Annotated in this window: 23 protein-coding genes and 1 tRNA gene; 10 read left to right on the top strand and 14 right to left on the bottom strand. The window is 50.5% G+C overall.

Annotated elements, in window-relative coordinates; translation table 11 throughout:
• Positions 1 to 56 precede the first annotated feature (56 nt).
• From KKH3_RS08425 to cmoB, 5 genes are all read left to right on the top strand, one after another.
• A complete protein-coding gene (locus KKH3_RS08425) occupies positions 57 to 1,277 on the top strand; it encodes an EAL and HDOD domain-containing protein (protein ID WP_039358077.1) in 1,221 nt (406 codons plus the stop codon).
• Positions 1,278 to 1,367: 90 nt separating this feature from the next.
• Positions 1,368 to 2,180: a DUF72 domain-containing protein gene (locus KKH3_RS08420; protein ID WP_080756525.1), complete on the top strand. Its 813-nt coding sequence runs from the start codon at positions 1,368 to 1,370 to the stop codon at positions 2,178 to 2,180.
• Between the two features lie 155 nt (positions 2,181 to 2,335).
• A complete protein-coding gene (locus tag KKH3_RS08415) occupies positions 2,336 to 2,731 on the top strand; it encodes an MAPEG family protein (RefSeq protein WP_014915147.1) in 396 nt (131 codons plus the stop codon).
• 156 nt (positions 2,732 to 2,887) lie between these two features.
• Positions 2,888 to 3,631, top strand: a complete 744-nt coding sequence (gene cmoA, locus KKH3_RS08410; RefSeq protein WP_010306764.1) for a carboxy-S-adenosyl-L-methionine synthase CmoA — start codon at positions 2,888 to 2,890, stop codon at positions 3,629 to 3,631.
• Positions 3,628 to 4,614, top strand: a complete 987-nt coding sequence (gene cmoB / locus KKH3_RS08405) for a tRNA 5-methoxyuridine(34)/uridine 5-oxyacetic acid(34) synthase CmoB (protein WP_039358071.1) — start codon at positions 3,628 to 3,630, stop codon at positions 4,612 to 4,614. The genes cmoA and cmoB overlap by 4 nt, the downstream gene beginning before the upstream one ends.
• A gap of 156 nt (positions 4,615 to 4,770) precedes the next feature.
• Here the strand turns inward: cmoB and cutC are convergent, their stop codons facing one another.
• Complete coding sequence (cutC, locus tag KKH3_RS08400) at positions 4,771 to 5,529, bottom strand: copper homeostasis protein CutC (protein WP_039358068.1); 759 nt, start codon at positions 5,527 to 5,529, stop codon at positions 4,771 to 4,773.
• Between the two features lie 284 nt (positions 5,530 to 5,813).
• On the bottom strand, positions 5,814 to 6,362 hold the full coding sequence (locus tag KKH3_RS08395) for a VOC family protein (RefSeq protein ID WP_039358065.1): 549 nt from the start codon (positions 6,360 to 6,362) through the stop codon (positions 5,814 to 5,816).
• Between the two features lie 653 nt (positions 6,363 to 7,015).
• On the opposite strand from KKH3_RS08395, the gene argS reads away from it, so the two are divergent.
• Positions 7,016 to 8,746 carry an arginine--tRNA ligase gene (gene argS, locus KKH3_RS08390; protein ID WP_039358062.1) on the top strand — a complete coding sequence of 577 codons (1,731 nt, stop codon included), beginning with the start codon at positions 7,016 to 7,018 and terminating at the stop codon, positions 8,744 to 8,746.
• Between the two features lie 152 nt (positions 8,747 to 8,898).
• Here the strand turns inward: argS and murJ are convergent, their stop codons facing one another.
• The 4 genes from murJ to rimJ all read right to left on the bottom strand — a co-directional run bounded on the left by murJ (position 8,899) and on the right by rimJ (position 12,814).
• Positions 8,899 to 10,434 carry a murein biosynthesis integral membrane protein MurJ gene (gene murJ / locus KKH3_RS08385; protein WP_039358058.1) on the bottom strand — a complete coding sequence of 512 codons (1,536 nt, stop codon included), beginning with the start codon at positions 10,432 to 10,434 and terminating at the stop codon, positions 8,899 to 8,901.
• A gap of 126 nt (positions 10,435 to 10,560) precedes the next feature.
• Positions 10,561 to 11,556, bottom strand: coding sequence for a Gfo/Idh/MocA family protein (locus KKH3_RS08380; RefSeq protein WP_039358055.1), 996 nt, complete (start codon positions 11,554 to 11,556; stop codon positions 10,561 to 10,563).
• A 28-nt stretch (positions 11,557 to 11,584) separates the two neighbouring features.
• A complete protein-coding gene (locus tag KKH3_RS08375; RefSeq protein ID WP_039358054.1) occupies positions 11,585 to 12,220 on the bottom strand; it encodes a YceH family protein in 636 nt (211 codons plus the stop codon).
• A 9-nt stretch (positions 12,221 to 12,229) separates the two neighbouring features.
• On the bottom strand, positions 12,230 to 12,814 hold the full coding sequence (rimJ, locus tag KKH3_RS08370) for a ribosomal protein S5-alanine N-acetyltransferase (protein WP_010306801.1): 585 nt from the start codon (positions 12,812 to 12,814) through the stop codon (positions 12,230 to 12,232).
• Positions 12,815 to 13,129: 315 nt separating this feature from the next.
• Between rimJ and mdtH the strand changes: the two genes are divergently transcribed.
• The 3 genes from mdtH to KKH3_RS08355 all read left to right on the top strand — a co-directional run bounded on the left by mdtH (position 13,130) and on the right by KKH3_RS08355 (position 15,933).
• Positions 13,130 to 14,335 (top strand): multidrug efflux MFS transporter MdtH, encoded by a 1,206-nt coding sequence (gene mdtH / locus KKH3_RS08365; protein ID WP_039358051.1) that lies wholly within the window; start codon positions 13,130 to 13,132, stop codon positions 14,333 to 14,335.
• Between the two features lie 183 nt (positions 14,336 to 14,518).
• Positions 14,519 to 15,166 (top strand): glutaredoxin 2, encoded by a 648-nt coding sequence (gene grxB / locus KKH3_RS08360; RefSeq protein ID WP_039358047.1) that lies wholly within the window; start codon positions 14,519 to 14,521, stop codon positions 15,164 to 15,166.
• A gap of 200 nt (positions 15,167 to 15,366) precedes the next feature.
• A complete protein-coding gene (locus KKH3_RS08355) occupies positions 15,367 to 15,933 on the top strand; it encodes a lipoprotein (protein ID WP_039358045.1) in 567 nt (188 codons plus the stop codon).
• Positions 15,934 to 15,995: 62 nt separating this feature from the next.
• Here KKH3_RS08355 and KKH3_RS08350 read toward each other — a convergent pair whose 3' ends face one another.
• Entirely contained in the window at positions 15,996 to 16,574 is a 579-nt protein-coding gene (locus KKH3_RS08350) for a TorD/DmsD family molecular chaperone (RefSeq protein ID WP_039358043.1), read from the bottom strand.
• Positions 16,575 to 16,620: 46 nt separating this feature from the next.
• Complete coding sequence (locus tag KKH3_RS08345; protein ID WP_039358041.1) at positions 16,621 to 17,358, bottom strand: phosphatase; 738 nt, start codon at positions 17,356 to 17,358, stop codon at positions 16,621 to 16,623.
• A gap of 279 nt (positions 17,359 to 17,637) precedes the next feature.
• Here KKH3_RS08345 and KKH3_RS08340 point away from each other — a divergent pair.
• Positions 17,638 to 17,727: transfer RNA gene (locus tag KKH3_RS08340), tRNA-Ser, on the top strand.
• A gap of 115 nt (positions 17,728 to 17,842) precedes the next feature.
• Here KKH3_RS08340 and KKH3_RS08335 read toward each other — a convergent pair.
• The 6 genes from KKH3_RS08335 to KKH3_RS08315 all read right to left on the bottom strand — a co-directional run bounded on the left by KKH3_RS08335 (position 17,843) and on the right by KKH3_RS08315 (position 25,875).
• A complete protein-coding gene (locus tag KKH3_RS08335; RefSeq protein ID WP_039358039.1) occupies positions 17,843 to 19,402 on the bottom strand; it encodes a methyl-accepting chemotaxis protein in 1,560 nt (519 codons plus the stop codon).
• A gap of 396 nt (positions 19,403 to 19,798) precedes the next feature.
• Positions 19,799 to 19,966: a ribosome modulation factor gene (gene rmf, locus KKH3_RS21675; RefSeq protein ID WP_010276992.1), complete on the bottom strand. Its 168-nt coding sequence runs from the start codon at positions 19,964 to 19,966 to the stop codon at positions 19,799 to 19,801.
• 301 nt (positions 19,967 to 20,267) lie between these two features.
• A complete protein-coding gene (gene pqiC, locus KKH3_RS08330; RefSeq protein ID WP_039362287.1) occupies positions 20,268 to 20,834 on the bottom strand; it encodes a membrane integrity-associated transporter subunit PqiC in 567 nt (188 codons plus the stop codon).
• Complete coding sequence (pqiB, locus tag KKH3_RS08325; RefSeq protein ID WP_412458868.1) at positions 20,834 to 22,501, bottom strand: intermembrane transport protein PqiB; 1,668 nt, start codon at positions 22,499 to 22,501, stop codon at positions 20,834 to 20,836. Before pqiB ends, pqiC begins: the two co-directional genes overlap by 1 nt.
• Positions 22,461 to 23,768 (bottom strand): membrane integrity-associated transporter subunit PqiA, encoded by a 1,308-nt coding sequence (gene pqiA / locus KKH3_RS08320; RefSeq protein WP_072034517.1) that lies wholly within the window; start codon positions 23,766 to 23,768, stop codon positions 22,461 to 22,463. Before pqiA ends, pqiB begins: the two co-directional genes overlap by 41 nt.
• Positions 23,769 to 23,946: 178 nt before the next feature.
• Positions 23,947 to 25,875: an ABC transporter ATP-binding protein gene (locus KKH3_RS08315; protein ID WP_039358033.1), complete on the bottom strand. Its 1,929-nt coding sequence runs from the start codon at positions 25,873 to 25,875 to the stop codon at positions 23,947 to 23,949.
• Between the last annotated feature and the right edge of the window lie 2 nt (positions 25,876 to 25,877).

The raw sequence follows: 25,877 nt of genomic DNA, 5'->3' as shown, positions 1-25,877 counted from the left end.
ATAAAAAGCGCGTTCCTATTGCTGGCAAATGCGTATGGTTTACATGGAGAACAACTATGTATTCATTTGTTGCCCGTCAACCCATTTTAAATCAACACCTCCAAACCGTTGCTTATGAGTTACTTTTTCGCATGGACGTCACCAATAGATTTCCTGACGTCAGCCCTGAATTTGCAACCGCACAGCTTATCTCCGATCAGTTCTTAACCAATCCACTGACAAAATCTGTGGTTGAAGAACAGCCTTACTATATTAATTTCCCCCATCAGATGCTGATCAATGGTCAAGCTGAAGTATTGCCACAGGAAAAAGTCGTTATTGAGATTCTTGAAAATTCGATCCCCAACAACGATCTCTTTGCTGCCGTAAAAAAGCTAAAAAGAAAGGGCTTCAGAATTGCACTGGATGACTTTTCGATGGATTCAGAGTGGGATCGATTTTTGCCTTACATTGATATCATCAAATTCGATTTAACCCTGTCGACCTTTGGTGACATTGAAAACTTCATCAAACGAACCACACAGCGCAAATTAATCTATCTGGCTGAAAAAGTAGAGACGCATGAACAATACTTGCAAAGTAAAAAGCTGGGTATCTCACTGTTTCAGGGATATTTTTTCAGCCGACCTGAAATGATCAAATCGAAAAAATTGGTCAATAACTCCAGCAATACCGTCAGGCTACTAAGAGAGGTCAATAAACCTGAGATCAACTATGCCACGATCGAAGAATTGGTCTGTGCCGATCTGTCGCTTTATTATAAATTGATGCGCCACATCACCAATATCAAATACAACACTCGCTTTGGTATCACCACAACCTCGATGTCTTTCCGCGCCATGGCGATGCTGCTTGGACAGCGAGAGCTTAAACGTTTCGTATCCTTAATTAGCATTACCAACAGTAATGAAAATAAACCCAGCGAGCTTTATCGCACCAGCTTAATTCGCGCCAGGTTCTTCGAGTTATTGCATGCCTCCTTCAACCTAAAGGACGATACCACCGAGGCGTTTCTCTGCGGATTATTGTCGCTGCTTGATGCCGTATTAGATTCCCCGATGCCGCTGCTGCTATCACAAATCGCCCTATCGGAAAAAATCAACCAGAGCTTATTGGATCATACCGGCGAGCTTGCAGTGTATTTGACGTTAATCTCTAAATACGAACAGCAAGAATGGGAAGAACTTGAGCAACTGTTAATCCAATTAGGTATTGATGAGAAAAATTTCTTTAGCATGATCATGGAAGCAACACAGTGGGCAGATGAGATTTTATAAACGAGATCTCTTTGTTCACTCGCACAGCGCTGACAATTACGCGATAATCTGCACCATCCTATTGAGGTTTAATGACGTGATGGTGCGATGATGTACATCGGATTACCGCAATGGCAGCATTCCGCCTGGAGTCGGTTGGGGTTAAACGATCTTGCCGACTACAGCCGCTATTTTACCTGTGTTGAAGGTAATACGACCTTTTATGCGTTGCCTTCACGCGAGGTTGTGGAACGCTGGCGTGATATGACACATGATAACTTCCGCTTTTGCTTCAAGTTTCCCTCAACGATCAGTCATAAAGCCGCCTTGCAGAACTGTGATAGCGATGTCGGGCTTTTTTATCAATGCTTTGAACCCATTGCACACCGTATCGGACAATTGTGGCTGCAACTCCCTGCCACCTTCAGCCCCGCGCAGTTGCCCGTTTTGTGGCGCTTTCTTGATACCTTGCCGCGAGGGTTTAGCTACGGTGTAGAAGTACGCCACCCGCTATTTTTTGCTAAGGGTGATGAAGAACGCGCGTTGAATCAGGGGCTACAGCAGCGTGGTATTAACCGCGTGATCCTCGATAGCCGTCCGGTTCACCACGCCGCACCAGAGAGCGCCGCCATGCGTGAGGCCCAGCGGAAGAAGCCTCGTGTGCCGGTACACGCGGTGCTGACGGCCACACAGCCGCTGATTCGTTTTATCGGCAGTGAAACGCTGGAAGAAAATCTTCGCTGGTTCGAGTCATGGCGTAACAAATTGCCGCAGTGGCGCGAGGCAAATCCCTTCTTCTTTATTCACACGCCGGATATCGGTGATGCCCCACCGCTGGCGCAGCAGCTTTGGCCCTTGCTCGCTGAGATCGACTCGACCTTGCCGCCGCAACCTGATTGGCCACAGCAGGCGACGCTCTTTTGAACCATCCTCTACAGCCATGTGTTAGCCCATTTGGTTATAAAGAATTTTGCAACGCAATCTATTTCCGCTAAAAAAATCCGCCTTTACAGGCGACAGTTGCGTTAGGTAAAGCTATCATTCTGCAAGCCGTTTTCGGTTAGGTTACGGAGTAAAACATGGTAAGTGCGCTCTATATCGTGCTTGGCGCAATCTTGTTGATAAAGCTGTCTATTGATGTTGTGAAACTCAGAATGCAGTATCGCGTGGCTTATGGCGACGGCGGATTTTATGAATTGCAAACGGCGATCCGGGTACATGGCAATGCGGTAGAATACATTCCAATTGCGGCGATTCTGCTGGTGCTGATGGAAATGAACGGCGCCCTAATCATCATGATCCACTTCTGCGGTATTTTATTGATCACTGGACGTTTAGTTCACTACTACGGCCTTCGGCATCGCGAATTCCGCTGGCGCCGTTCAGGTATGGCGGCAACCTATGCCTCGCTCATCCTGATGATTGCCGCAAACCTCTATTATCTCCCCTGGGATCTGGTTTTCACGCTGTATTGATGGCGTGAAACAAGAACGAGGCCATTCACTCCCGGGCACACGGATATTGATGCGTCCGGGAATCAAAAACCGCGTCCACAGCCTGTGGAAGGTGAAGACCACGGTGTATTCTGCTAGAATGCGCGCCTCTTTATTACTCTCAGTACACTTTCTGCCATGCCAAACCGCGATATGCTTTTTTCTGTGCCAATTGCCAACTTAGGCGACTGGACATTCGACGAACGCGTTGCCGACGTGTTCCCCGATATGATCCAACGTTCTGTGCCCGGCTATTCCAACATCATTTCGATGATTGGCATGCTGGCAGAACGCTTCGTCCGCCCGGATAGCCACGTTTACGATCTAGGATGCTCGCTGGGTGCGGCCACGTTGTCTATGCGACGTAATATTCATGTCCCAGACTGCAAAATTATCGCGGTAGACAATTCTCCGGCAATGGTGAAACGCTGCCGTAGCCACATTGACGCTTTCCGTTCCGATACGCCCGTCGAGATTATAGAAGCCGATATCCTGAACATTGATATCGAAAATGCGTCGATGGTGGTGCTGAACTTTACCCTTCAGTTTCTGGAACCTTCCCAGCGTCAGGTGCTCATCAAGCGTATTTACCAAGGACTCAATCCCGGCGGCGTGCTGGTGCTCTCTGAGAAATTCAATTTCGCGGACAAAGATGTCGGTGAATTGCTGTTCAACATGCATCTCGATTTCAAGCGGGCAAATGGCTACAGCGAGTTAGAAATCAGTCAGAAGCGCAGTATGCTGGAAAACGTCATGCTGACCGACTCAGTAGAAACCCATAAGGCTCGACTGGCAGATGCCGGTTTTGAGCACAGCGAGATTTGGTTTCAGTGTTTTAATTTTGGCTCGTTATTAGCCGTGAAAGCAGAGGAAAAGGCGTGATCGATTTCGGCAATTTTTACCAGCAAATCGCAAAAGGTCCGCTCAGCCACTGGCTTAACACGTTGCCTTCACAGCTCAGCAGTTGGCAGCAGGAATCGTTGCACGGTAAGTTCAAACTCTGGTTTAACTCACTGGAACACCTCCCGTCGTTAACGCCAACCGCCCTGGATTTGAACGACAGCGTCACGGCGCGCATGGAACCCGATATTTCCGTCGGCCAGCGTGAAGGCATTGAAAAGTTGCTGCGTAACCTGATGCCCTGGCGTAAAGGCCCTTTTTCGCTTTACGGCGTGGATATCAACACAGAATGGCGTTCTGACTGGAAATGGCAGCGTGTTCTCCCGCATATCAGCCCGCTGAAGAATCGCCTGATTCTGGATGTAGGCTGCGGAAGTGGCTACCACCTGTGGCGGATGGTGGGTGAAGGCGCGACGATGGCAGTGGGTATCGATCCCATGCAGCTGTTCTTATGCCAGTTTGAAGCCGTGCGTAAGCTACTTGGCGACGATCAGCGTGCGCACGTTCTGCCGCTCGGTATTGAACAACTACCCGAACTTGCTGCGTTTGACACTGTGTTTTCTATGGGCGTGCTATACCACCGTCGCTCCCCGCTCGATCACCTGTGGCAGTTGAAAAATCAGCTGGTGGAGGGTGGCGAACTGGTGCTGGAAACACTGGTCATTGAAGGCGATGAAAATCAGGTACTAGTACCGGGAGAACGCTACGCACAAATGCGTAATGTGTATTTCATCCCTTCTGCCGCGGCCTTGACCACATGGCTTGAGAAATGCGGGTTTGTTGATGTCCGCGTCGTCGATATCTGCACCACGACAACGCAGGAACAGCGCCGGACAGACTGGATGATTACAGAGTCGCTGGCCGAGTTCCTCGACCCTGAGGATCCAACGAAAACGGTGGAAGGCTACCCCGCACCAGTACGTGCCGTACTCGTTGCCCGCAAACCCGGCATCTACCAACGCTAAATTACCGCTCTCGACAAAAAAAGCCCCAACAACACGCTGGGGCTTGGTACTTGCCATGCACACCTTAAGGTATGCGGCGCGGCAAAATTGAAGAATGACGATGTGGTGTTTATAACAACGCTGTCGATCTATCCCTACACCGTGAAATTCATTACGTCATGACACGTACTGCATTTCATGATCAGGGCTGACCGCCCGCTTCATTGCTTCCACCACATCGCCATCCACGCAATACTGGCTAAACTCATCTAATTCCGTATCCGAACACATCGACACGCCGATTTTGCGATAACGCATCGGTGAAGCGGTCCACTGGCCAGCGGAGCTGTGTAGCTCCCGGATACCGGCCTGCTGAAATTTATGCACGTTAGTCAAGCGCACGCCGGAACCCGCCATAATAATTGGACCGCGACTGGCCTGTGTTAGTTCACGTAATAATCGTAACCCATTTTCCGCCGTCTGCTGCTGTCCAGAGGTCAATATGCGCGATACACCAAGTTCAGTAAGTTGTTCCAGTGCAATGTAAGGATTCAGGCACATATCGAACGCACGATGAAAAGTCACCGCCATCCCTTGAGCAGCCGCCATGATTTCACGCATTTTAGGCAAATCAATATGCCCTTCCTCACTGAGCACACCGACAACAACCCCAGGAAAACCCATCTCACGAATCTGCTCGATGTCATATTTAATGGCAGCAAACTCCGTCGCGCTATAGCAAAAATCGCCCCCTCGCGGGCGCACAATCGGATGAACAGGAATCGCGATCTTTTCACGCGCACCACGCAGCACACCATAAGATGGCGTTAACCCACCTTCCCGCTGTCCTGCACAGAGCTCAATTCTGTCAGCACCAGACTGCGCTGCTGTTACCGCACAATCAACGCTATAACAGCATACTTCCAGTTTCGTCATCGCTGCTCCTCCATGTAAACTCCCAGACCACTTTTCTTAATGATCGAAAAGTCGACGAATCATCACGTCGACTAAAGTAATAACTATGGCATTCGCATTCATATCGTGAGGAGACAGGAGTCACAATGAACGCGATACATTACCGAAATAAACATGACATAAACCACAGTTTTATTAATCTGTTCCACTGTAAAAGAAAATGGCTTGAATAACGTGACATGCCATTTTACCTTTCAGCCAATGTTGTCTTTCTGATTGATCTACAAACGCACTCTTCACTATTTTTATAGCGTCGACATTTCGCTTGCGACAACATCGCGTATATCAAACGGATGAAATTTTATTGTCACTTTCCCGTTGGTTACCGCCAGTGTCGGATTAGGTATTCGCTCTTTTTCGCCTTGCGGAGAACTGAATTTAAGTTTGATTCCCGGCGTACGCAGCGCATCATCAGACAAGCAGGCCAGCGCACGCTGATGCAGCGTTTCTGCCTCACCGGGCAGCACCAGTTCCACATGCTCCCACCCTTCATGCGGATAATGCTTTTTACCCGGCCACGGCAGTTCGATACAGGCAATCTGCCAGGGGCCGACCGAAATGGCATTATCCAGTATAAACAAGCAGATTGTGCGGCCATTGATTTGGTTTTCAGATAGCAGACTGCCAACCTTTAGCAGCGCCGCCTTCCATGATTCAGCCGTCGTGTTCTGATGACAGCGCAGCGAAATATGATCAGCATGAAATGCACCTAAATCCAGCTGTAGCACAGCAGCCAATTCCTGTAATTCCTGCTCAAAACGTGTTAAATCCGTTATCAAATCATCAGGTAACATATCGGGTACAACTCCTCGCTGCATCTCACATTATCAATCACCATTTGCACGGTGAGAATATCACACCCATTACATATCCTAATTAAATTCTATTTTTCTCCATGTACATTCATTTACACCTTCATTACATGAAACGCATTAAATGCAAAGAAAAGACAACGATACCGTTTGATTAATAAACGGAAACGTTTTTACCCAGTGTTAATCTGCGATACTTATCGCAATCTATTCTGGGAGGAATCTTAAATAAAGCGCACCCCATTGAACGCCGAAAAGAAAACGTATAAATTAAGGAAACAAATAATAACGCTGAGATATCATCATGGTTTTACTCATTATATTCATCGCACTTATCGCTGTTGCGACATATGCTATTTTTCGTCATTTTAAAACCAGAGACTCACATAAAATTGGTTCAAATAGCCGGTCAAAAAAACGTTAAGATCGCGATTTGATTTATTTTTATTCTACTTAAAACTACTTTCTCTTTTTTGTCGTGTTCTCCTTATCCATTTTTATCATATCGTTTCCTCTCTTTATCTCCCGCTTACCCGTTTTTTTCTTCTGAACATCCCGTTGCCTCGCCCCGTCTGCTGACGAGGAAAGGCAAATATGGTATAAGCAAGGCTTAATTTTTTATTTAAGGTAAACCGGTGAATATTCAGGCTCTTCTCTCCGAAAAAGTCAGCCAGGCGTTAACCGCCGCGGGCGCGCCAGCAGACAGCGAAGCTCAGATTCGTCAGTCGGCAAAAGCACAGTTTGGTGATTATCAGGCCAATGGCGTTATGGCCGTAGCCAAAAAACTGGGCATGCCGCCGCGACAATTGGCCGAAAAAGTCGTCCAATTATTGGCGCTGGAGGGCATTGCGGAAAAAACAGAAATCGCAGGCCCGGGATTTATTAATATTTTTCTTGATAAGCAGTGGGTTGCGAACCAGGTTGAAAATGCCCTGAATGCACCAAAACTGGGGTTAACCCCAGTTGAGCCACAAACGATTGTGATTGACTACTCTGCCCCTAACGTCGCTAAGGAAATGCACGTCGGCCATCTGCGTTCGACCATTATTGGTGATGCATCAGCCCGTACGCTGGAATTTTTAGGCCACAACGTGATTCGTGCCAACCACGTCGGTGACTGGGGTACGCAGTTCGGTATGCTGATTGCCTACCTTGAAAAAATGCAAAACGAAAGCGCCAGCGAGATGGACCTGTCCGATCTCGAAGCGTTCTATCGTGAAGCGAAGAAACACTACGATGAAGATGCCGATTTCGCCGAACGTGCGCGCGCGTACGTGGTGAAATTGCAAGGTGGGGATGAGTATTGCCGTCAGATGTGGCGCAAGCTCGTCGATATCACCATGACGCAGAACCAGATCAACTATGAACGCCTCAACGTCACGCTGACCAAACAGGATGTAATGGGTGAAAGCCTGTATAACAACATGCTGCCGGGCATCGTTGCCGACCTGAAAGCAAAAGGTCTGGCAGTTGAGAGCGAAGGCGCAACGGTCGTTTTCCTTGATGAATATAAAAATAAGGAAGGCGAACCGATGGGCGTTATCATCCAGAAAAAGGATGGCGGCTACCTCTACACCACAACGGATATCGCCTGCGCCAAATACCGTTATGAAACCCTGAACGCCGATCGCGTGCTTTACTACATCGATTCTCGTCAGCATCAGCATTTGATGCAGGCTTGGACTATCGTGCGCAAAGCCGACTATGTGCCTGATTCTGTCAGCCTCGAACACCATATGTTCGGCATGATGCTGGGCAAAGACGGTAAGCCATTCAAAACGCGCGCAGGCGGAACGATCAAACTGTCTGAGTTGTTGGATGAAGCCTACGATCGCGCCCTGAAGCTCATCGCAGAGAAAAATCCACAGATGGAAAGCGATGAATTAACCGCGCTGGCGAAAGTGGTTTCTATCGGCGCGATCAAATACGCCGACCTGTCGAAGAGCCGTACCACAGACTACGTTTTCGATTGGGACAATATGCTGGCGTTTGAAGGCAACACCGCGCCGTATATGCAGTACGCCTATACGCGCGTCGCGTCTATTTTCAAGCGTGCAGGCATACAGGAAGACAGCTTAACGCAGCCGATTACGCTGAGCGATGAGCGAGAATTTGCGCTTGCCACGCGTCTGCTGCAATTTGAAGAAACCATCACCTCCGTCGCCCGTGAAGGCACGCCGCATGTGATGTGTAGCTACCTGTACGATCTGGCAGGCCTGTTCTCCGGTTTCTACGAACACTGTCCAATTCTCAATGCCGACAGTGACGACGTACGTCAAAGCCGTCTGAGACTAGCATTGCTGACTGCGAAAACGTTGAAGCAAGGTTTGGATACGCTGGGCATCGAAACCGTCGAGAAGATGTAATTCTCCATCAAGTGACAACAAAAACGCCATTGGTGCTGCCACCAATGGCGTTTTTTTTATGACGGACCTCCTTGTCCATCACCCTACGGGCCGTTGCTGTGCAACATTGAAAAACGTTCCCTACGTTTTTTATTCCGTAATACTCAGCGTTGTCACACGCTACGGCGGGCGAAATCCCGAGGACGGAATCCCAACAGCGCCAGCGTGGCAAAATAGGAACCCGCCCCTGCGACCACGACCAGCAGTAGACGCAGAATACGTATCGTCATATTGCCGTCATCCCATGCGGGCATCCACCACAGCATGCCCAGCAAAACCAACGACATCACAATAACGGCAGCCAGCAGGCGAACCAGAAAACCCCGCCAACCCGGCTGTGGCTGGAAAATATCCTGCTTACGCAGTTGCCAATACAGCAGTCCGGCATTCAGGCAGGAGGCCAGACCGATAGACAACGCCAGACCGGCATGTTGCAGCGGGCCGATAAAGATCAGGTTCATCACCTGCGTCAGGATCAGCGTGACTATCGCTATTTTGACGGGTGTCTTGATATCCTGCCGGGAATAAAAACCAGGCACTAACACTTTGACGACAATCAATCCCATCAACCCAACTGAGTAGGCAATCAGCGCACGCTGGGTCATCAACGCGTCAAAAGCGCTAAATTTGCCGTACTGGAACAGCGACACCGTTAAAGGCTTAGCCAAAATCCCTAATGCCACCGCACTCGGCAGCGCCAGCAGGAAACACAGGCGGAGCCCCCAATCCATCAGGCGGGAGTATTCGTCATGATTGCCACTGGCAAAACTCTTCGCCAGAGACGGCAGTAAGATCGTCCCTAACGCCACGCCCAGAACGCCGGAAGGAAACTCCATCAAACGGTCGGCGTAATACATCCATGACACCGCCCCTTCGCTGAGGAAGGAAGCAAAAATGGTGTTGATGATTAACGAAATCTGGCTCACCGAGACGCCCAGAACCGCAGGCCCCATCAGCTTCATGACGCGCCAGACGCTCGGATCACGCCACTTCAGGCGCGGCAATACCAGCATGCCAATCTTTTTCAGATGCGGTAGCTGATAGCCGAGTTGCAGTAAACCGCCAACCAACACCGCCCAGGCCAGCGCCATCACCGGTGGATTAAAATACGGGGCAGCAAACAGCGAGAAGCCGATCATGCTGACATTAAGCAATGTCGGTGCAAACGCAGGAACCGAGAAACGGTTCCAAGTGTTTAGCACCGACCCCACCATGGAGGTCAGTGAGATCAGCAGGATGTAGGGAAACGTGACTCTTAATAGATCCGAAGTGAGCTCAAAGCGCTCTGGCGTCGCGGCAAAACCGGGAGCGGTCACCATGATGACCCACGGTGCGGCGACCATCCCCGCCACGGTGACTAACGCCAGAATCAACGTCAGCATGCCAGAGACATAAGCGAGGAAGGTTCGCGTGGCTTCGTCACCCTGCTGGCTTTTGTATTCGGCCAGAATCGGCACAAAAGCCTGTGAAAATGCGCCTTCCGCAAAAATTCGTCGCAGCAGGTTAGGCAGCTTGAACGCCACAAAGAAGGCATCCGTCGCCATACCTGCACCAAAAATACGGGCGACGATCGCATCGCGGACAAACCCTAAAACGCGCGATAGCATGGTCATAGAACTGACGGCAGCCAGTGATTTAAGTAAATTCATCGATTATGTTCTGAACGGTTCAGGACTGATTATTAACCCGTTGAGGTCATCCTGATTGCGAGGTGCGACTAGTCTACGCATTGCGCGTGTAATAGCTACCGAACATTGTCATAACCGCCGAACTTTTCAGCTTTTTCCCAGCAATTTTTCAATCATGCGCTGGGACAGTAATGCCTGGTTACCTGATGTTTCCGCTGGTTTCCGTTGTTCAACGGCCGTGATGAAATGCTGTACCGCACCGACAAATCCGCGTTGTTCCAGCGTGGTTTGCCAGGATGGCACGGCCGGACGGATCGTTATTCCTTCGCGATCTTCACGCCATTCACACATCTCATCCACCTGATAGAGCCCGCCATGAGTGACGGCCTGAACCCACTCCCGCTGGCTTCCAGCCTGGCGGTGCATGCTGGTCGTCACCTGACAGCCGCCGCTCTGGAAATGGTGCTCGGCATACAGCAATTGGCCGGCCGCATTCGCATGCAACACACCATCAATCAGTTGAGCGTCGCCGCCCGCCAGCCAAAGTGCGGTGTCCACTACGTGCAGATAATCGTCGAGCAGAGTAAAACGGACATCCCGCGGCCCAACGCCATTAATACGGTGTTTATCCATGCGCAACGACGCTGGCTGATCCAGCCGCTGTTTTAGCTGCTGATAGCAAGGCGCGAAACGACGATTAAAACCAACCATCAGGATTTTTTGCTGTTGCTCTGCCAACTCGACCAGTGCTTCCGCCTGCTCCAGCGTCTCCGCCAGCGGTTTATCCACATAAACATCGACACCGGCATTAAGCAGTTGGCTCACAACGGAAAAATGGCTGGCAGTACTGCTATGGACGAAGACCGCATCGCACTGCGCAGCAAGCGCATCCAGCGCCGAGAAGCTCGTCATCCGGTAGTGCTGACAAATTCGCTGCGTCTTTTGCCGATCGGGAGAAAACGCGCCGACCAGTTCCCAGCGCTCGGCCTGACTGAGAATCGGCAAATAGGCTTTCTGCGCGATAGAGCCCAGCCCAACGATGCCGAGACGAGGACGTCGGGTGGAGACGCTCTGTTCTGAAATACTATTTTCTGAAATGCTATGTTCTGCAACACGTTCCACAGGCGTAAACTGAGGTCTCATGGCGCGTTTTCTCCCTGATACAGATTCATTACGCTAACAGCGCGGCAAGCTGGCGTTTAAGTTCAGCCATTTCTTTTTCTAACGCCTCAACACGCTCGACCAGCGGTGAATTGTCACTTGCGCTGTCCGCTTCGGGCGCGGCAGCATCACTGACCTCACCGCTGAAAAGATGCTGGTAGCGGCTTTCCCGTTTCCCTGCTTCACGCGCCAGCCGGACGACAAACGGCCCATCCTCACGCTGTTGCAATTGTTCAAGGGTAGACTCGGCTTCACCGACATCTGAAAATTCATACAATCGCGCCGCACGCGTCCTCAGCTCGCCTGGCGTCTGCGGGCCGCGCAGAAAAAGCGTCGTCACCAGCGCCACTTCCGCAGGCGAGAGCTTGAGATCACCAAATTCAGAATTGCAAAAACGATGTTCATACTTCACGACTCGATTACCAAATCCGCTGAGCGTACGCAGGAAATGCTTCTTAACAAGTAAATCCAGCGTTTGCTGAACCTCGCTTTCGCTCAGTTCCATCACGGGTTCGCGGTTAGTTTTTTGATTACAGGCCGTGGTAATGCCGTTTAACGACATCGGGTATTGATCCGGTGTGGTGATCTGCTTTTCCAGCATGCAACCAATCACGCGGGCTTCACGAGCATCCAATTGGTATTTCATCATTTTTCCTTAACGCGGAGACTTCCACTCGGCGTTGGTCAGCGCGGTTAATACATGGTCCTGCCACTTGCCATCAATGAGCAGATAATTCTTCGCATAGCCTTCACGTTCAAACCCCAAACGTGCCAGTAAATTCCCACTACGCTGGTTATGTGGCATATAGTTAGCCATGATGCGATGCATATGCTGCTGACGCTGCATATAACGTACTGCCGGTTGCAACGCTTCATACATCAACCCCTGCCCCTGCCATTTCTGACCAAGCGAATAGCCCAGATAGCAGGCGTGAAACGAGCCCCGCAGCACGTTGCTGAAATTCGCCACGCCGTACACTTCGTTTTCATTCTGATCCAACAGGAGAAAGTAGTAGGCGCTGCCCTGCTTGTGCATATCATTAATCACGCTCAGCCGCGCCTGCCAGCCTGATGGATAGCAATGGCTCGCGTCTCTTACCGGTTCCCACGGCTTAAGAAAATCACGGTTTTCAGAATAGTATTCGGCCAGACGCCAGGCATCGCGTTCATGGGCCAGACGCACCACCAGCCTGTCAGTTGTCAATTGCACTCTTGCCGGCGTTGAACGATAGCCAAACATTTTTCCCCCTGTCTCTGCATGTTATCGATAAGTAAAATTCATCGCCGCTGAAAAAGTGACTGCTTTGTATAAGCAGAAAATATCGGTATTTCCGATAATCCTTACTATAACCACATAAATTCAGAGACGTAAAATCCCCGTCGCCGAGTTATTGCGCAGTTGAGTCAGGAAAGCCATTTTTTCTCACCGAAATGCTACTCGCATAACGTTAAATCGATAAAAAAATATTATCCAACAATGGGCTATACCAAAGTCTAATTAGAGTACAAAATAGTCACGTCTGTTATTTTCCTCCTTTCTTCGTTGTGGTGAAACATGCCTCTGATGTCGCAAGCTCGGAGCTTGGGTAAATATTTTTTATTGCTCGACAATATGCTGGTGGTTTTGGGATTCTTCGTTGTCTTTCCCCTTATTTCCATTCGTTTTGTCGACGATCTCGGCTGGGCCGCATTATTAGTCGGTATCGCATTAGGATTGCGCCAGTTTATTCAGCAAGGGCTCGGTATTTTCGGCGGGGCTATTGCTGATCGTTTTGGTGCCAAACCGATGATTATTACCGGGATGCTGCTGCGCGCCTCCGGTTTTGTGTTCATGGCGATTGCCGATGAACCTTGGCTGCTCTGGCTGTCTTGTGCGCTATCCGGCCTTGGCGGCACGCTATTCGATCCACCGCGTACCGCACTGGTTATCAAACTGGTTCGTCCGCAAGAGCGCGGTCGTTTTTACTCTCTGTTAATGATGCAGGACAGCGCTGGCGCCGTTATCGGTGCGCTCATCGGCAGTTGGCTGCTCCAGTATGATTTCGAGATCGTCTGCTGGGCGGGCGCGGTCATCTTTGTGCTTGCCGCTGCACTCAATGCCTGGCTGCTGCCGGCCTATCGCATCTCGACGGTCAAGACGCCAATACTGGAAGGTCTGACGCGTGTCATTCGCGACCGCCGTTTCCTGATGTATGTATTAACGCTAACGGGCTACTACATGTTGGCCGTGCAGGTTCTGTTGATGTTGCCCATTATGGTCAACGAAATCTCCGGAACGCCATCTGCGGTGAAATGGATGTACGCCATTGAAGCGGCGCTGTCGTTAACGCTGCTGTACCCTATCGCCCGCTGGAGCGAGAAGCGCTTCCGGCTGGAACAACGTCTAATGGCCGGGCTTTTCATTATGTCCGTCAGTATGTTCCCGATCGGGATGACAACGGAACTGCAAACCCTGCTACTGCTTATCAGCCTGTTTTACATAGGTTCAATTATTGCCGAACCTGCACGCGAAACCTTGAGCGCTTCTCTGGCGGATTCCAGAGCCCGAGGGAGTTATATGGGTTTCAGCCGACTTGGGTTAGCACTCGGTGGCGCGATTGGTTACAGCGGCGGCGGCTGGTTATTCGATACCGGACACGCGCTGAATCAACCCGAACTACCGTGGTTCATGCTAGGCACCATCGGGTTCCTGACGTTAGCCGCACTGTATTGGCAGTTCAATCAGCGCCGCATTGAGCCCGCGATGCTGGGTGGTCATTAGTCCGAATTTTACCGACGAGTTTGATCTCGTCGGTAAAGCCCTTCTATACTTTCCTAATACATTCAAACAATTGTTATCGTCGTAAGCCTTTTCGTACATTCGACCGATCTTGTTTGATAATGGGTTACACGCTTGGTCGCACAGCGGCCTTTGTCTATACCTTGTGATATTAGGAGACGACGTATGAAGCTCTACATTTACGATCACTGTCCCTACTGCGTCAAAGCGCGCATGATCTTCGGTCTTAAAAATCTCCCTGTCGAACTGCAAATACTGGCGAATGATGACGCGGCGACGCCAGAGAGACTGATCGGCCAGAAAATGGTGCCCATTCTACAAAAAGACGATGGTAGCTACATGCCAGAAAGCATGGACATCGTTCATTACATCGATCACTACGACCGTAAACCGCTGCTAACTGGCTCCACCAATCCGGCCATCGCCGCCTGGTTGCGTAAAGTCACCGAGTATACACCGCGCCTAATTATCCCCCGTTTTGCTCAGGCGGCTTTTGAAGAGTTTGCCTCCGCTTCCGCTCGGCAATACTTTGTTAATAAGAAGGAAGCCCAGCTAGGTAATTTCGCTGACCACCTGAGCCATTCACAGGGGCTGATTAAGAAATTGAACAATGATTTACAGGATCTGGATCCGCTAATTGTTCAGCCAAACGCCTGCAACGGCGTGCTATCAACAGATGATATCGATCTCTTCCCGTTACTCCGTTCGTTGTCCATCGTTGCGGGTGTTACCCCTCCTTCCCGCGTTGCGGATTATCGAGATAACATGGCAAAACAGACTCAGGTAACGCTACTCAGCAGTCTGGCAATCTAACCCTTCGATTTTACTCCGCCGCTTCGTTCTGAAGCGGCGTTTCTCTGTTGTTTCAGTGCTATCCTATTGTTTACCCAATGCATCAGGCGCACGCTGCCGCTGCGGAATTGTGTTGATTGCTAGCACAAGCAGATTGCCCGTATGAACACACGCCACCGGTTAATTCGTGTGCGCGTCAATAGTATCACGAGGTCAGAATAATGAAAAAATCAGGATGGATGGCAACAGCGGCAGTGCTGCTGGCCTTTACACTCAGCGGCTGTAATAAACTCACGCAATACACGCTGAGTGAACAGGAAGTAAATGAGTACCTGCAAAAACACAATGATTATCAGAAACAGCTGGGCGTGCCTGGCGTGGTGGATGCCCATATCGTGTTGACCGAGCTATCCAGCCAGATTGGTCGGGCAGAACCGGGGAAAGTTACACTGACGGGTAACGCCAAGGTCGATATTTCGTCCCTGTTGGGCAATCAGGCTGCCGACATGAAGCTTACGCTGAAAGCACAGCCGGTATTTGATAAAACGCAGGGCGCGATTTACCTGAAAGACATGGAACTGGTTGATTACACCGTACAGCCGGAAAAAATGCAGACGGTAATGAAAACGCTAAGCCCGTATCTTAATCAATCGCTAAAAAGCTATTTTGACCAAAAACCAGCTTACGTGCTGAATGCGGATAAGAGCACAACGGAGTCGATGGCGAAGAAGATGGCGAAAGGCATCGAAATCAAACCCGGCCAGATCGTTATCCTGTTTACTGACTAACGCTAACTCGCCGATAGCACACGCATGTCTGCTATCGGCGCAATAGGTTTCATACCACGGTATTATTCTTCCGCTTCCGACTCATCGTCTTCTGCTTCGCTTTCGCCCAGTTCATCTCGCATGGCTTCCAGCGCTTCACGGCACACTATCGCCAGCGTACGATAAAATGCGGTGGTGGCGTGGCTTTCCACCTTACCAAGGAAACGATCGCTCCAGGGTAAGAGATACTCATCAAACAGGGTAATCTGTGCCGCCGTTTCGTCTTCTTGTGCCTGATCTTCCAACCATGACGCAGCAAGCAACAAGCTACCAAAATGACCAACCGTGCCGTCATTTAACGGCATGCCACGTTGTTGTAAAAAGGTACGAATTTCCGCGTCATCAGCGTCGCTTTCATAGGACGAACGCAGCGGTGAAACCGCACCATTTTCACTATCAAAAAGCGCCTGATAATCCGCCGCCATTGCGGGTAAATCCAGCCCCTTTTGCAAATGGGCCAACAATGCATCCTGCTCTAACGGCCAGTGCTGCGCCAGTTTCCCGTCTTTAATCAGCGTGAATAGCGGTGTCAGCAAAGGATCCTGTGGCTGGCGATAAAACAGCGTGCCCAATAGGCGGCACACAAGAGAAAACTCGTTCATTCATAGTCCTATTTATTTTAAGTGACAATGTTTTCAAGTGACACCGTCACAAATCAGCAAGCTCAGCAATAACCGGCATTCCACGCTGTTCGAGGAAATCCAACACGCGCCGAGGGCTTACGTTTAATATCCGATCCTGCGGGAAATTCACTTCCTGCAAAATGCGTTCACAGTGGGTAAAGTCTCCCAGAGAAAAGGCAATATGGGAATCAGAACCTAAAGAAAGTAACCCACCCGCGTCACGAACGGCTTCCGCAATTGCACGACAGTTTGGCTCACTGCCTTGACGCGAATGCATAAAAGAGGAGTTATTGAGCTCCAGCGCCACGTTGTATTTCGCCGCAGCTTCCGCAATGGCGCGGATATCGACGGGAAATTTCGGGTTACCAGGATGGCTAATGATATGCGCGTCGCCACGAGCCATGGTCGCAATCATCGCCGTAGTATGCGTGTCTTTATCCTGCGGTGGGAAAACTGGCTCATGAAAGCCCACGATGATCACATCCACCTGATCCAACATGGGGCCAGTACAGTCGATATCGCCTTCGGTGTTTTTAATATTCGCTTCGATACCGCGTAGGATACCGACACCATCAACCAGACGCGGCCATACGCGCATATTCATAAAGTGCCAGTAATGCGGCGCATCCGCCATATCCGGGCCATGATCGGTAATGGCGAACAGTCGGATATTCTTCTGCTGTGCTTCGACGATGTAATCATGCAGAGTACTATAAGCATGTGTGCTGGCAACGGTGTGCATATGTAAATCGACGGGATACATAGGTTCTCCTGAGTCAACGTTTGCAAATCAGCATACCATTTTTAAGGGTATTCCGCAGCCAGCGAGCAAAATCACAACCAATAGTTAACACAAACGAAACATAAGCATTTGACTCATGGTAGGGGAATGTACGAGAGCAAGAACGAAAAACGGTGAGCAAAGCAACAAATTGCGTTAACTTTAGCTAATTGCGCGCCTTGGATGCAGAAGTTTGTTGACGCTGTTCGGCAATTTCCCTACATTAGCGCCGTCCGCTACTATGCGATACAGCGAGACCCCGGTGAGGTGTCCGAGAGGCTGAAGGAGCACGCCTGGAAAGTGTGTATACGTGAAAACGTATCAAGGGTTCGAATCCCTTCCTCACCGCCATATAAAAGAAAACGCCCTTAACGTAAGTTAAGGGCGTTTTCTTTTATATCGTTGGAACGGATGAGAAGCGTTGACAGGGTTCACTCTATTATTGAACCCTGCCGTTTTGTTCCTGTTATCTTGATCCCAACGCCAGATAGTTGCCCGCCGATTCATCGACGCGGAACTGTTCAACCGTGCGTGACAGATCCTGTGCCTGTTCGCTCAGCGATCTTGCGGCGGCCAGCGCTTCTTCAACCAACGCCGCATTCTGTTCAGTACTCTGGTCCATCTGCGAGATCGCGAGATTAACCTGCTCAATACCAGAACGCTGTTCTGCACTCGCGACACTGATTTCGCCCATCATCGACGTGACACGATGCACACTTTCAACCACTTCACTCATGGTATCACCAGCTTGCTTCACGAAATCCGTGCCTTCACCCACCTTAGCAACAGAATCATCAATCAAACTTTTAATTTCTCGGGCAGCGGATGCCGAGCGCTGCGCCAACGTGCGCACTTCACTCGCGACCACAGCGAAACCACGCCCCTGTTCACCCGCCCGCGCGGCTTCCACCGCCGCATTCAACGCCAGAATGTTCGTCTGGAAAGCAATACTGTCAATAACGCCGATGATATCCACAATTTTGCGCGATGATGAGCTAATGGAATCCATCGTTACGACAACCCGGCTGACGACATCCCCACCGCGTACTGCCACATCCGATGCTGACACGGCGAGTTCATTCGCGTAGCGCGCGTTATCCGCATTCTGTTTCACCGTTGCGGTCAGTTGTTCCATCGCCGCTGCCGTCTGCTCTAATGCGCTGGCCTGCGACTCGGTACGGGCGGACAAATCACCATTGCCCGAGGCGATCTGCGTCGAAGCCGTGGCAATAGAGTTTGTGCTGCTGCGAACCTGATTAACCAAGTGTGACAAGTTGTCGCGCATCGCGCGGATAGCGTAGAGAATACTGGTTTGATCGCCCGGTTTCGTTTCAACATCAACGCGTAAATTGCCTTCTGCGATTTCGCGTACGACATCAACCGCATATTGCGGCTCTCCGCCAAGCTGGCGCAGCAGCGTACGCAACATATTCCATGCAAACGCGGAAATGATTAACAGCAAAATCAGACCTAAAGACAGCAAGATCAGCGCATTGTGCCAGAACGTCTGCTGAATATCGTCAATGTAATCACCGTAGCCAATCGTCCAGTCCCAAGGCTCGAATTTAATGACGGCATAAAGTTTCTCAACCTTATTTTGCTGCCCTGGACGCGTCCCTTCTGCAATCACGGTACCGATCGTATGGCCTTGAAGTGACGCGCGATAGCGTTCTCCGGCTTCCTTACCGCCATTCGCATCGACGATGCCAATACGCTTAGGATTCGGGTGCACATAGTTCACGTCATTGGTGTAGCCACGCACGAAAAAATAGCGATCGCCTTGATGGAAACGGCTAATCGTCTGTTTGGCCTCTTTCTCCGCTTCATCGCGTGACAGTTGGCCACTTTTCTCCAGCTCATACGCCTTCTGTGCAGCAGAATGAGCCAGTTCAACCAGCGTAGAGAGCTGGCCGGTGCGTTCACTCATCATCGTGTTATAGAGTGTATTCAGCGCCACCGCAGATAAAATTAGCATTCCTAACAAGGTCGTACCGCATAGCAGTGCAATTCTGGTTCGTAATTTCACTATATTATTCTCTCTAATCCCTAACTGATTTTCAGAAAATTCCGAAGAAAAAATTACACTACATTGACGCCTTGAGCCATACCATTCAGGTAGTAATGATAGATTTTTTAACAATAAATAATGAACAATTACCTTATTCGCTCAATTTAAAACCACAATCGAGCAATAACGACTAAGGAATTGGGGAAAAATGATCGAAAGCGAAATAAATGCGTAAATGACGTTACTGAAGCAATAAAGCCCGGTTCGTCATCCAAAGCCATGTATTTACCGATCGATTCCGCCAGTTGATCTCTGTGTCGATTGAACAGAGAGAGATGCAAAATCAGGGTATTTAGCCCCTAAAAACAAAAGCCTCCACAGAAGCGGAGGCGTTCCCTTTAATGACAAGGCGCGCTAAGCGGTAACAGCCCTGTCCTCCATGGCTTTTCGCCAGCCTCCCAACCAGTAAGACCGGGCATTAATTGATTGATAAGGACAAAATTCCTTTGGTCTACCGACAATACCGGCTTGATAACCACGTGAATGAGCCCGTTCCAGGCGATCGCGTTTCTGTCTCTTCATGCCTTATTTCCCTCATTATTTATCTGGTGGAAAGAAAACAATGATTACTTTATAAGCAACCACAGACTATCAATACCGATTCTAACGCCAAAGGTCAAGGCGCAAAATTCACGCCAATGTCATATTTGTGATCCAAAATAGGAATTTTCCCCACTCAAAAAGCAGAACCTTAACTCGTTGAAAACAATAAAAAACCTCTAAAAACGTAATGCAATCACAACATTACATCTTTAGAGGCCTGATTTTTTAGAACGGTGATTGTGGCAAACCGTGGCCGGAGAATACCGACCATCTGTAACCGTTATTTCAGCGTACCAGCCTGCTGGGCAATCGACTGGGAAACCTGCTGCCAGCCTTGCGCCAGTGTTCTTACTAGCGCGTCATAGCCATCTTCCGTTTGTGGCAGCACTACGCTAAAGGGACGTTTAATCACTTTTCCCTGATAGGTCAGCATCCATTCGCCACGAACGATAACGTTGCCATCATAACGGCCATGAAAGCCCGTGACAGCCACGTTCAGGACAGCCTGTTCGCTTCCCTGCGGCTGCGTGGTGACGACCCAGCCAGGTAGTTTACTCCCTAGATTAGTCACCAACGCCTGCTGTAATTGCTGATCCAACGGGCTGGCCCACAGGTTGTTACTGGCAATGACATACTGCACATCGTTAGTCTGATAAACCAAGCCAGCATTGACGAGGTAATCCGCCACGCTGACATGTTCAACCCATAGAGGATACCCCTGAGTCACCGCAGCCTGCATCGTGTTGGTATCCGCGATTGTCGGCAGCTGATAGTACGTTTTCTGCGTATTACTGCTGCTGCACGCACTCAATGCCAGCGCCAGAACCAGTGTCCATGCTTTCATCATCATTTTGCCCTCTTCGGCTGAGGATCCTGACTACCCGAGGCCTCAAACACCAATGCATTGCTCTTCTCGTTCAGGGTACGCAGCACAGGCTGTAGCTCGCGCAGCACCTGATCCAACCGCTGCATGTCCGCCACCATCTTATTATACGCCGGTGAACCGGGCTGGAAGCCTTTCATACTACGATTCAACTCAAGCAACGTTTTTTGCATATCTTCCGGCAGATCCTGCATTGCTTTGCTGGATGTCAGCTTGTTCAGCGTCGCCAGCGTTTTTTGCATTTCACGTAACGTTGCCTGGCTTTCCGTCAGCGTCTTCGTGGCTTCATTGACCATCGGATTCAGCGGCAGGTTATTCACCTTATCCAGCACCGTCATCAGCTTCTGCTGAATCTGTGAGAGGCCACCGTCAATAGTAGGCAAAATAGGGTAACCATCCATCACGAGCATCTTTTTATCTGTTTTTTCTTTGGGATAGAAATCGAGATCGATGTAAAGCGCCCCCGTCAACAGATTGGCCGATTTCATTGAGGCACGTAGCCCCTGTGAGGGAGCATCTTTCAAGTGCTGCTCTATATCAAATGACCCGCCTATCCTTTTCGCGAAACGCTCTGGTTCAATACGAATCAGTACAGGTATGCGGTAGTCATCGCCCAAATCCTGTTGCATATTGCGTGGGAAGAATGGCGCCTCAGCCACCGTACCCAAACGAATGCCTCGGAATTCCACCGGGGCGCCAGCCTGCAAGCCGCGGATCGACTCGTTGAAGAACAACAGGAATTCTTTATACTCGGTATACAGCGAATCCTGGATGCTACGCTGGTTATCAAAGAGCTGATATTGCGCCATCGTTTTAGCTGGCTCACCCAGTTCCCAACCAGCGGGAACGTCAAAGCTCACGCCGCCACTAAACAGCGTCGTCAGCGAGCCCATTTCGACGCGCATGCCCTGTGCCGACATATCAAAGGTGACGCCGCTGTCTTTCCAGAAACGGACATTACTGGTGACCAGACCATCATACGGCGCTGAGATAAACAGCTGATAGTGCATTTTACGCGATTTCGTATCGAATTCGCTGGTTTCCACCGAGCCCACCCGATAGCCGCGGAACAGAACGGGATCGCCCGCATTCAACTGCCCAGACTGCTCACTGTCTAATATCACCCTGATGCCTTTCGCATCCGGCGACGCCAGCGGCGGCGCATCCAGCAGGGTAAACTCGTTTTTATCATCTTTACTGGCTCCGGGCTGTAGCTCAATGTAAGCACCGGATAACAGTGTCCCCAGACCGGAAACGCCTTCCCGACCAATTTGCGGCTTCACCACCCAGAAAGCGGAGTCCTGTTTGAGCAGTTTATCCATACCGTCATTCAAGCGCGCTTTGATTTCCACTTGATGAAGGTCGTCGCTCAGTACCACGCTCTCTACCACTCCAACGTCTACGCTACGACTTTTGATGGCGGTTTTTCCCGCTTCAATACCTTCGGCGTTGCTGGTAATCAGCGTAATTTGCGGCCCCTGATGGCTGAAATGGTAAAACAGTATCCAGGCACCGATCAGTACCGTGACAATCGGCACAATCCAGACCGGCGACCAGCGTTTAATCGTTTCTACATCCGCAATGGCATGGTTATCTTTCGCCAACGGCAGGCTCCTTATGAAGAACATCATCGCGACGATCCCACAACAAGCGGGGATCAAACATCATCGCGGCAAACATGGTCAGAATCACCACGGCCGCGAACAATACCGCCCCAATGGCGGGATAAATACTCATCAGACGACCGATACGTACCATCGCAGACAGGACGGCAATAACGAACACATCAATCATTGACCAGCGTCCAACAAACTCAACCATCTCATAGATGACATGCATCCGCTCACTGTCTTTCGTTTGTTTGGTTTTGCCATTGGCCTGCCAGCAAAGCCAGCCTAGCGCCAGCATCTTTAGCGATGGCACCATGACGCTAGCGACAAAAATCACCATCGCAACAGGGTAAGACCCCATACCCCACAACAGGATGACGCCCGACATGATCGTCGATCCCATGCGATCGCCGAAGGCTTCAGTCACCATGATCGGCATCAGATTCGAGGGGATATAGAGCATTATGGAGGTAATCAGCAGGGCTAGCGTCCATTGCAGACTGTGCTTCTTACGAGCATGTCCGCGTGAGTGGCAACGCGGACAGATTAACTGGTTGGCTGGCAGAATGGCGGTGCAGCATGCGCATGAACGCAACCCTTGTGATAGCCCGCTTTGTCCCAGAACCGGTGGCGCGGGTAGCGCGGGGGGCGGCACGATGTCATTCCACAGCCAGCGGCGGTCGAGGCTTTGGAAAGCCAAAAGTTGCAACAGACAGAATAGGACAAAAGGTATAAAGCTGGTGCCGATGCCGATATCACCATAGGCCATCAGTTTGACAAAGCTGACCAGCACGCCAGCCAGGAAAATCTCCGCCATGCCCCAACTTTTGAGATGAAACAGTATCTTGCCCATGCTTTTTTTCAATGCCAGCGGCAGCGAGGCGTGCAGGCAAAGCAGGATGAGGGTCGCCATACTGAAAGCAGGAACCAGTTGGACAAAAAGCATAAACAGCGTCGCGACGCTGGCGTAGTTTTCGGCCACCATCACTTTGGGAATTTGTATCAGGGTGATTTCGCTGGTGATACCCGCCACCCGCATAGAAACGAAGGGGAAGAGGTTTGCCAGCAATAGCATGAACAGTGCGCTCACAGCATAGCCAACAGGCCGCTTGCGCGGTTCCGTCTGGCGACTGGTTAGTGCGGTTTTGCAACGTGGGCAGGTCGCCTTCTGGCCGTGTAACAGCTCAGGTAACTCCACCAGCAGGTCGCACTGCGGGCAAAGCATGTAGTCATCATGGCGATGCTCGTGTTGAGCATTACAGTCATGCCGATCGTGTAGGGAACACACGCGTCCTCTCCTTCAAAATTCGTCAGCTTCTGACTGAAAGCATCGTCATCAATGCCATAAGTGAACAGGTAAAGTACATCGTGCGGTGATAATGGGTAGATCGTAAAAAAGCTTTACTCTTCTATCCCATTATCACCGTTCTCGTTCGAGAAATAAGCTTGCCAGAAATCGGAATGGATTAGCCGTTTTTCTGTGCTTCAAGCGCTTCCCAACGTTCAAAACAGGTTTCCAGCGCGCTTTCGGCCTCCGCCAGAGCGCTTAAGACCTGCTGCGTCTCTTCGCGTGGGCGGTTAAAGAAACCAGCGTCATTCATTTGCGCCTGTAGCGACTCAATTTCCTGTTCCAGTTGCTCAAGATGCTGCGGCAGTTGCTCTAATTCGCGCTGCTGGTTATAACTTAATTTCCCCGTGCTGCGTTTAGCGGACGGTGCGGTGCTCGCTGCTGCCGTTGTCGTGGTGACTGTCGGAGCGGCCGTCGTTCGCAGTGGCGTTGCCGTGGCACGCTGCTGTTGCGCATCGTAATACCCGCCGACGAAACGCGAAATCTTGCCCTCGCCTTCAAAGATCCAGCATTCGGTAACCGAGTTATCGACGAACTGACGATCGTGGCTGACCAGCAGAACGGTGCCCTGATAGCTCTCAATTAACTCTTCCAACAGCTCCAGCGTTTCCACGTCCAGATCGTTAGTCGGTTCATCAAGAATCAGCAGATTGCTGGGCTTGAGGAACAAACGCGCCAGCAGTAGGCGGTTACGCTCCCCACCCGACAGTGCTTTTACCGGCGTCATGGCGCGTTTCGGATGGAACAGGAAGTCTTGCAAATAGCCCAACACATGACGTGAGCGGCCGTTGACCATCACTTCCTGTTTGCCTTCTGCCAGATTGTCCATCACCGTACGTTCTGGGTCGAGTTCAGCGCGGTGCTGATCGAAATAGGCAACTTCCAGCTTCGTGCCACAGTGCACACGGCCGCTGACTGGTTCTAGCCCACCCAGCATCAATTTTAGCAGTGTGGTTTTACCGCAGCCATTCGGCCCGACCAGTGCAATCTTGTCGCCACGCTGTACCTGAGCGGAGAAATTGCGCGTGAGTACTTTCTTTTCACCCAGAGAACCCTGATCAACATGATAGTTCACATCTTCCAGCTCAAACACAATCTTGCCGGAGCGGGCGGCTTCTTCAACCTGCATTTTCGCCGAGCCCATCACTTCACGACGCTCCGCACGTTCCTGACGCATAGCCTTCAACGCCCGCACGCGGCCTTCGTTACGGGTACGACGCGCCTTAATGCCCTGACGGATCCACACTTCTTCCTGTGCTAGTTTGCGATCGAATTCCGCATTTTGCAGATCTTCCACCCGCAGCGCTTCTTCTTTACCTTCCAGATATTTATCGTAGTTACCCGGCCAGGAAACTAGCTTACCGCGGTCAAGATCGACAATGCGCGTTGCCATGTTGCGAATAAACGAACGGTCATGGGAGATAAAGATAATGCTGCCCTGGAACGTTTTCAGGAAAGTTTCCAGCCAGTCAATCGTTTCAATATCCAGATGGTTGGTCGGTTCATCCAGCAACAGCACACGCGGTGAACTCACCAGCGCTCTACCGAGTGCAGCTTTACGCAGCCAGCCACCGGAAAGTGACGCCAGCGGTGCATCGGCAGACAGGCCAAGCTGCTCCAGCACTTCGTGAATGCGGCTTTCCAGTTGCCACAGACCCTGATGTTCCAGAATATCCTGCAACTTAGCCAGTTGATTCAGGTTCTTTTCGCTCGGGTCACTTTCTACCAGACGCAACATGGCGTGATAGTTTTTCAGGTGATCCGCCTGTGCGGCGACCCCTTCGGCAACAAAATCAAAGACGCTACCGGCAACATCACGCGGGGGATCCTGTTGCAGGCGTGCGACAATCAGATCCTGTTCATAGGTGATACGACCATCATCCAGCGGGATTTCTTTGGCCAGAATTTTCAGCAGCGTCGATTTGCCCGCGCCGTTGCGGCCAACCAGACACAGGCGTTCATTCTCTTCGATATGGAGTTCGGTGTTATCCAACAGCGGCGCATCGCTGAACGACAGCCACGCACCTGAAACACTGATTAAAGACATCG

Origin of the sequence: Pectobacterium actinidiae, from assembly GCF_000803315.1 — a bacterium.
Classification (GTDB): Bacteria; Pseudomonadota; Gammaproteobacteria; order Enterobacterales; family Enterobacteriaceae; genus Pectobacterium; species Pectobacterium actinidiae.
The sequence above is the reverse complement of the archived record's forward strand: the minus strand, read 5'-3'. Positions and strand labels throughout refer to the sequence as shown.

Bases quoted from the DNA above. Each gene is read 5' to 3' on its own strand.
- cmoA (WP_010306764.1), top strand. From the start codon at position 2,888: ATGCCAAACCGCGATATGCTTTTTTCTGTGCCAATTGCCAACTTAGGC.
- KKH3_RS08375 (WP_039358054.1), bottom strand. From the start codon at position 12,220: ATGAAATACCAATTGGATGCTCGTGAAGCCCGCGTGATTGGTTGCATG.
- KKH3_RS08425 (WP_039358077.1), top strand. From the start codon at position 57: ATGTATTCATTTGTTGCCCGTCAACCCATTTTAAATCAACACCTCCAA.
- KKH3_RS08355 (WP_039358045.1), top strand. From the start codon at position 15,367: ATGAAAAAATCAGGATGGATGGCAACAGCGGCAGTGCTGCTGGCCTTT.
- KKH3_RS08350 (WP_039358043.1), bottom strand. From the start codon at position 16,574: ATGAACGAGTTTTCTCTTGTGTGCCGCCTATTGGGCACGCTGTTTTAT.
- cutC (WP_039358068.1), bottom strand. From the start codon at position 5,529: ATGACGAAACTGGAAGTATGCTGTTATAGCGTTGATTGTGCGGTAACA.
- KKH3_RS08395 (WP_039358065.1), bottom strand. From the start codon at position 6,362: ATGTTACCTGATGATTTGATAACGGATTTAACACGTTTTGAGCAGGAA.
- KKH3_RS08380 (WP_039358055.1), bottom strand. From the start codon at position 11,556: ATGAGACCTCAGTTTACGCCTGTGGAACGTGTTGCAGAACATAGCATT.
- rmf (WP_010276992.1), bottom strand. From the start codon at position 19,966: ATGAAGAGACAGAAACGCGATCGCCTGGAACGGGCTCATTCACGTGGT.
- mdtH (WP_039358051.1), top strand. From the start codon at position 13,130: ATGCCTCTGATGTCGCAAGCTCGGAGCTTGGGTAAATATTTTTTATTG.
- pqiB (WP_412458868.1), bottom strand. From the start codon at position 22,501: ATGATGTTCTTCATAAGGAGCCTGCCGTTGGCGAAAGATAACCATGCC.
- KKH3_RS08315 (WP_039358033.1), bottom strand. From the start codon at position 25,875: ATGTCTTTAATCAGTGTTTCAGGTGCGTGGCTGTCGTTCAGCGATGCG.
- KKH3_RS08415 (WP_014915147.1), top strand. From the start codon at position 2,336: ATGGTAAGTGCGCTCTATATCGTGCTTGGCGCAATCTTGTTGATAAAG.
- KKH3_RS08345 (WP_039358041.1), bottom strand. From the start codon at position 17,358: ATGTATCCCGTCGATTTACATATGCACACCGTTGCCAGCACACATGCT.
- KKH3_RS08420 (WP_080756525.1), top strand. From the start codon at position 1,368: ATGTACATCGGATTACCGCAATGGCAGCATTCCGCCTGGAGTCGGTTG.
- grxB (WP_039358047.1), top strand. From the start codon at position 14,519: ATGAAGCTCTACATTTACGATCACTGTCCCTACTGCGTCAAAGCGCGC.
- pqiC (WP_039362287.1), bottom strand. From the start codon at position 20,834: ATGATGAAAGCATGGACACTGGTTCTGGCGCTGGCATTGAGTGCGTGC.
- rimJ (WP_010306801.1), bottom strand. From the start codon at position 12,814: ATGTTTGGCTATCGTTCAACGCCGGCAAGAGTGCAATTGACAACTGAC.
- murJ (WP_039358058.1), bottom strand. From the start codon at position 10,434: ATGAATTTACTTAAATCACTGGCTGCCGTCAGTTCTATGACCATGCTA.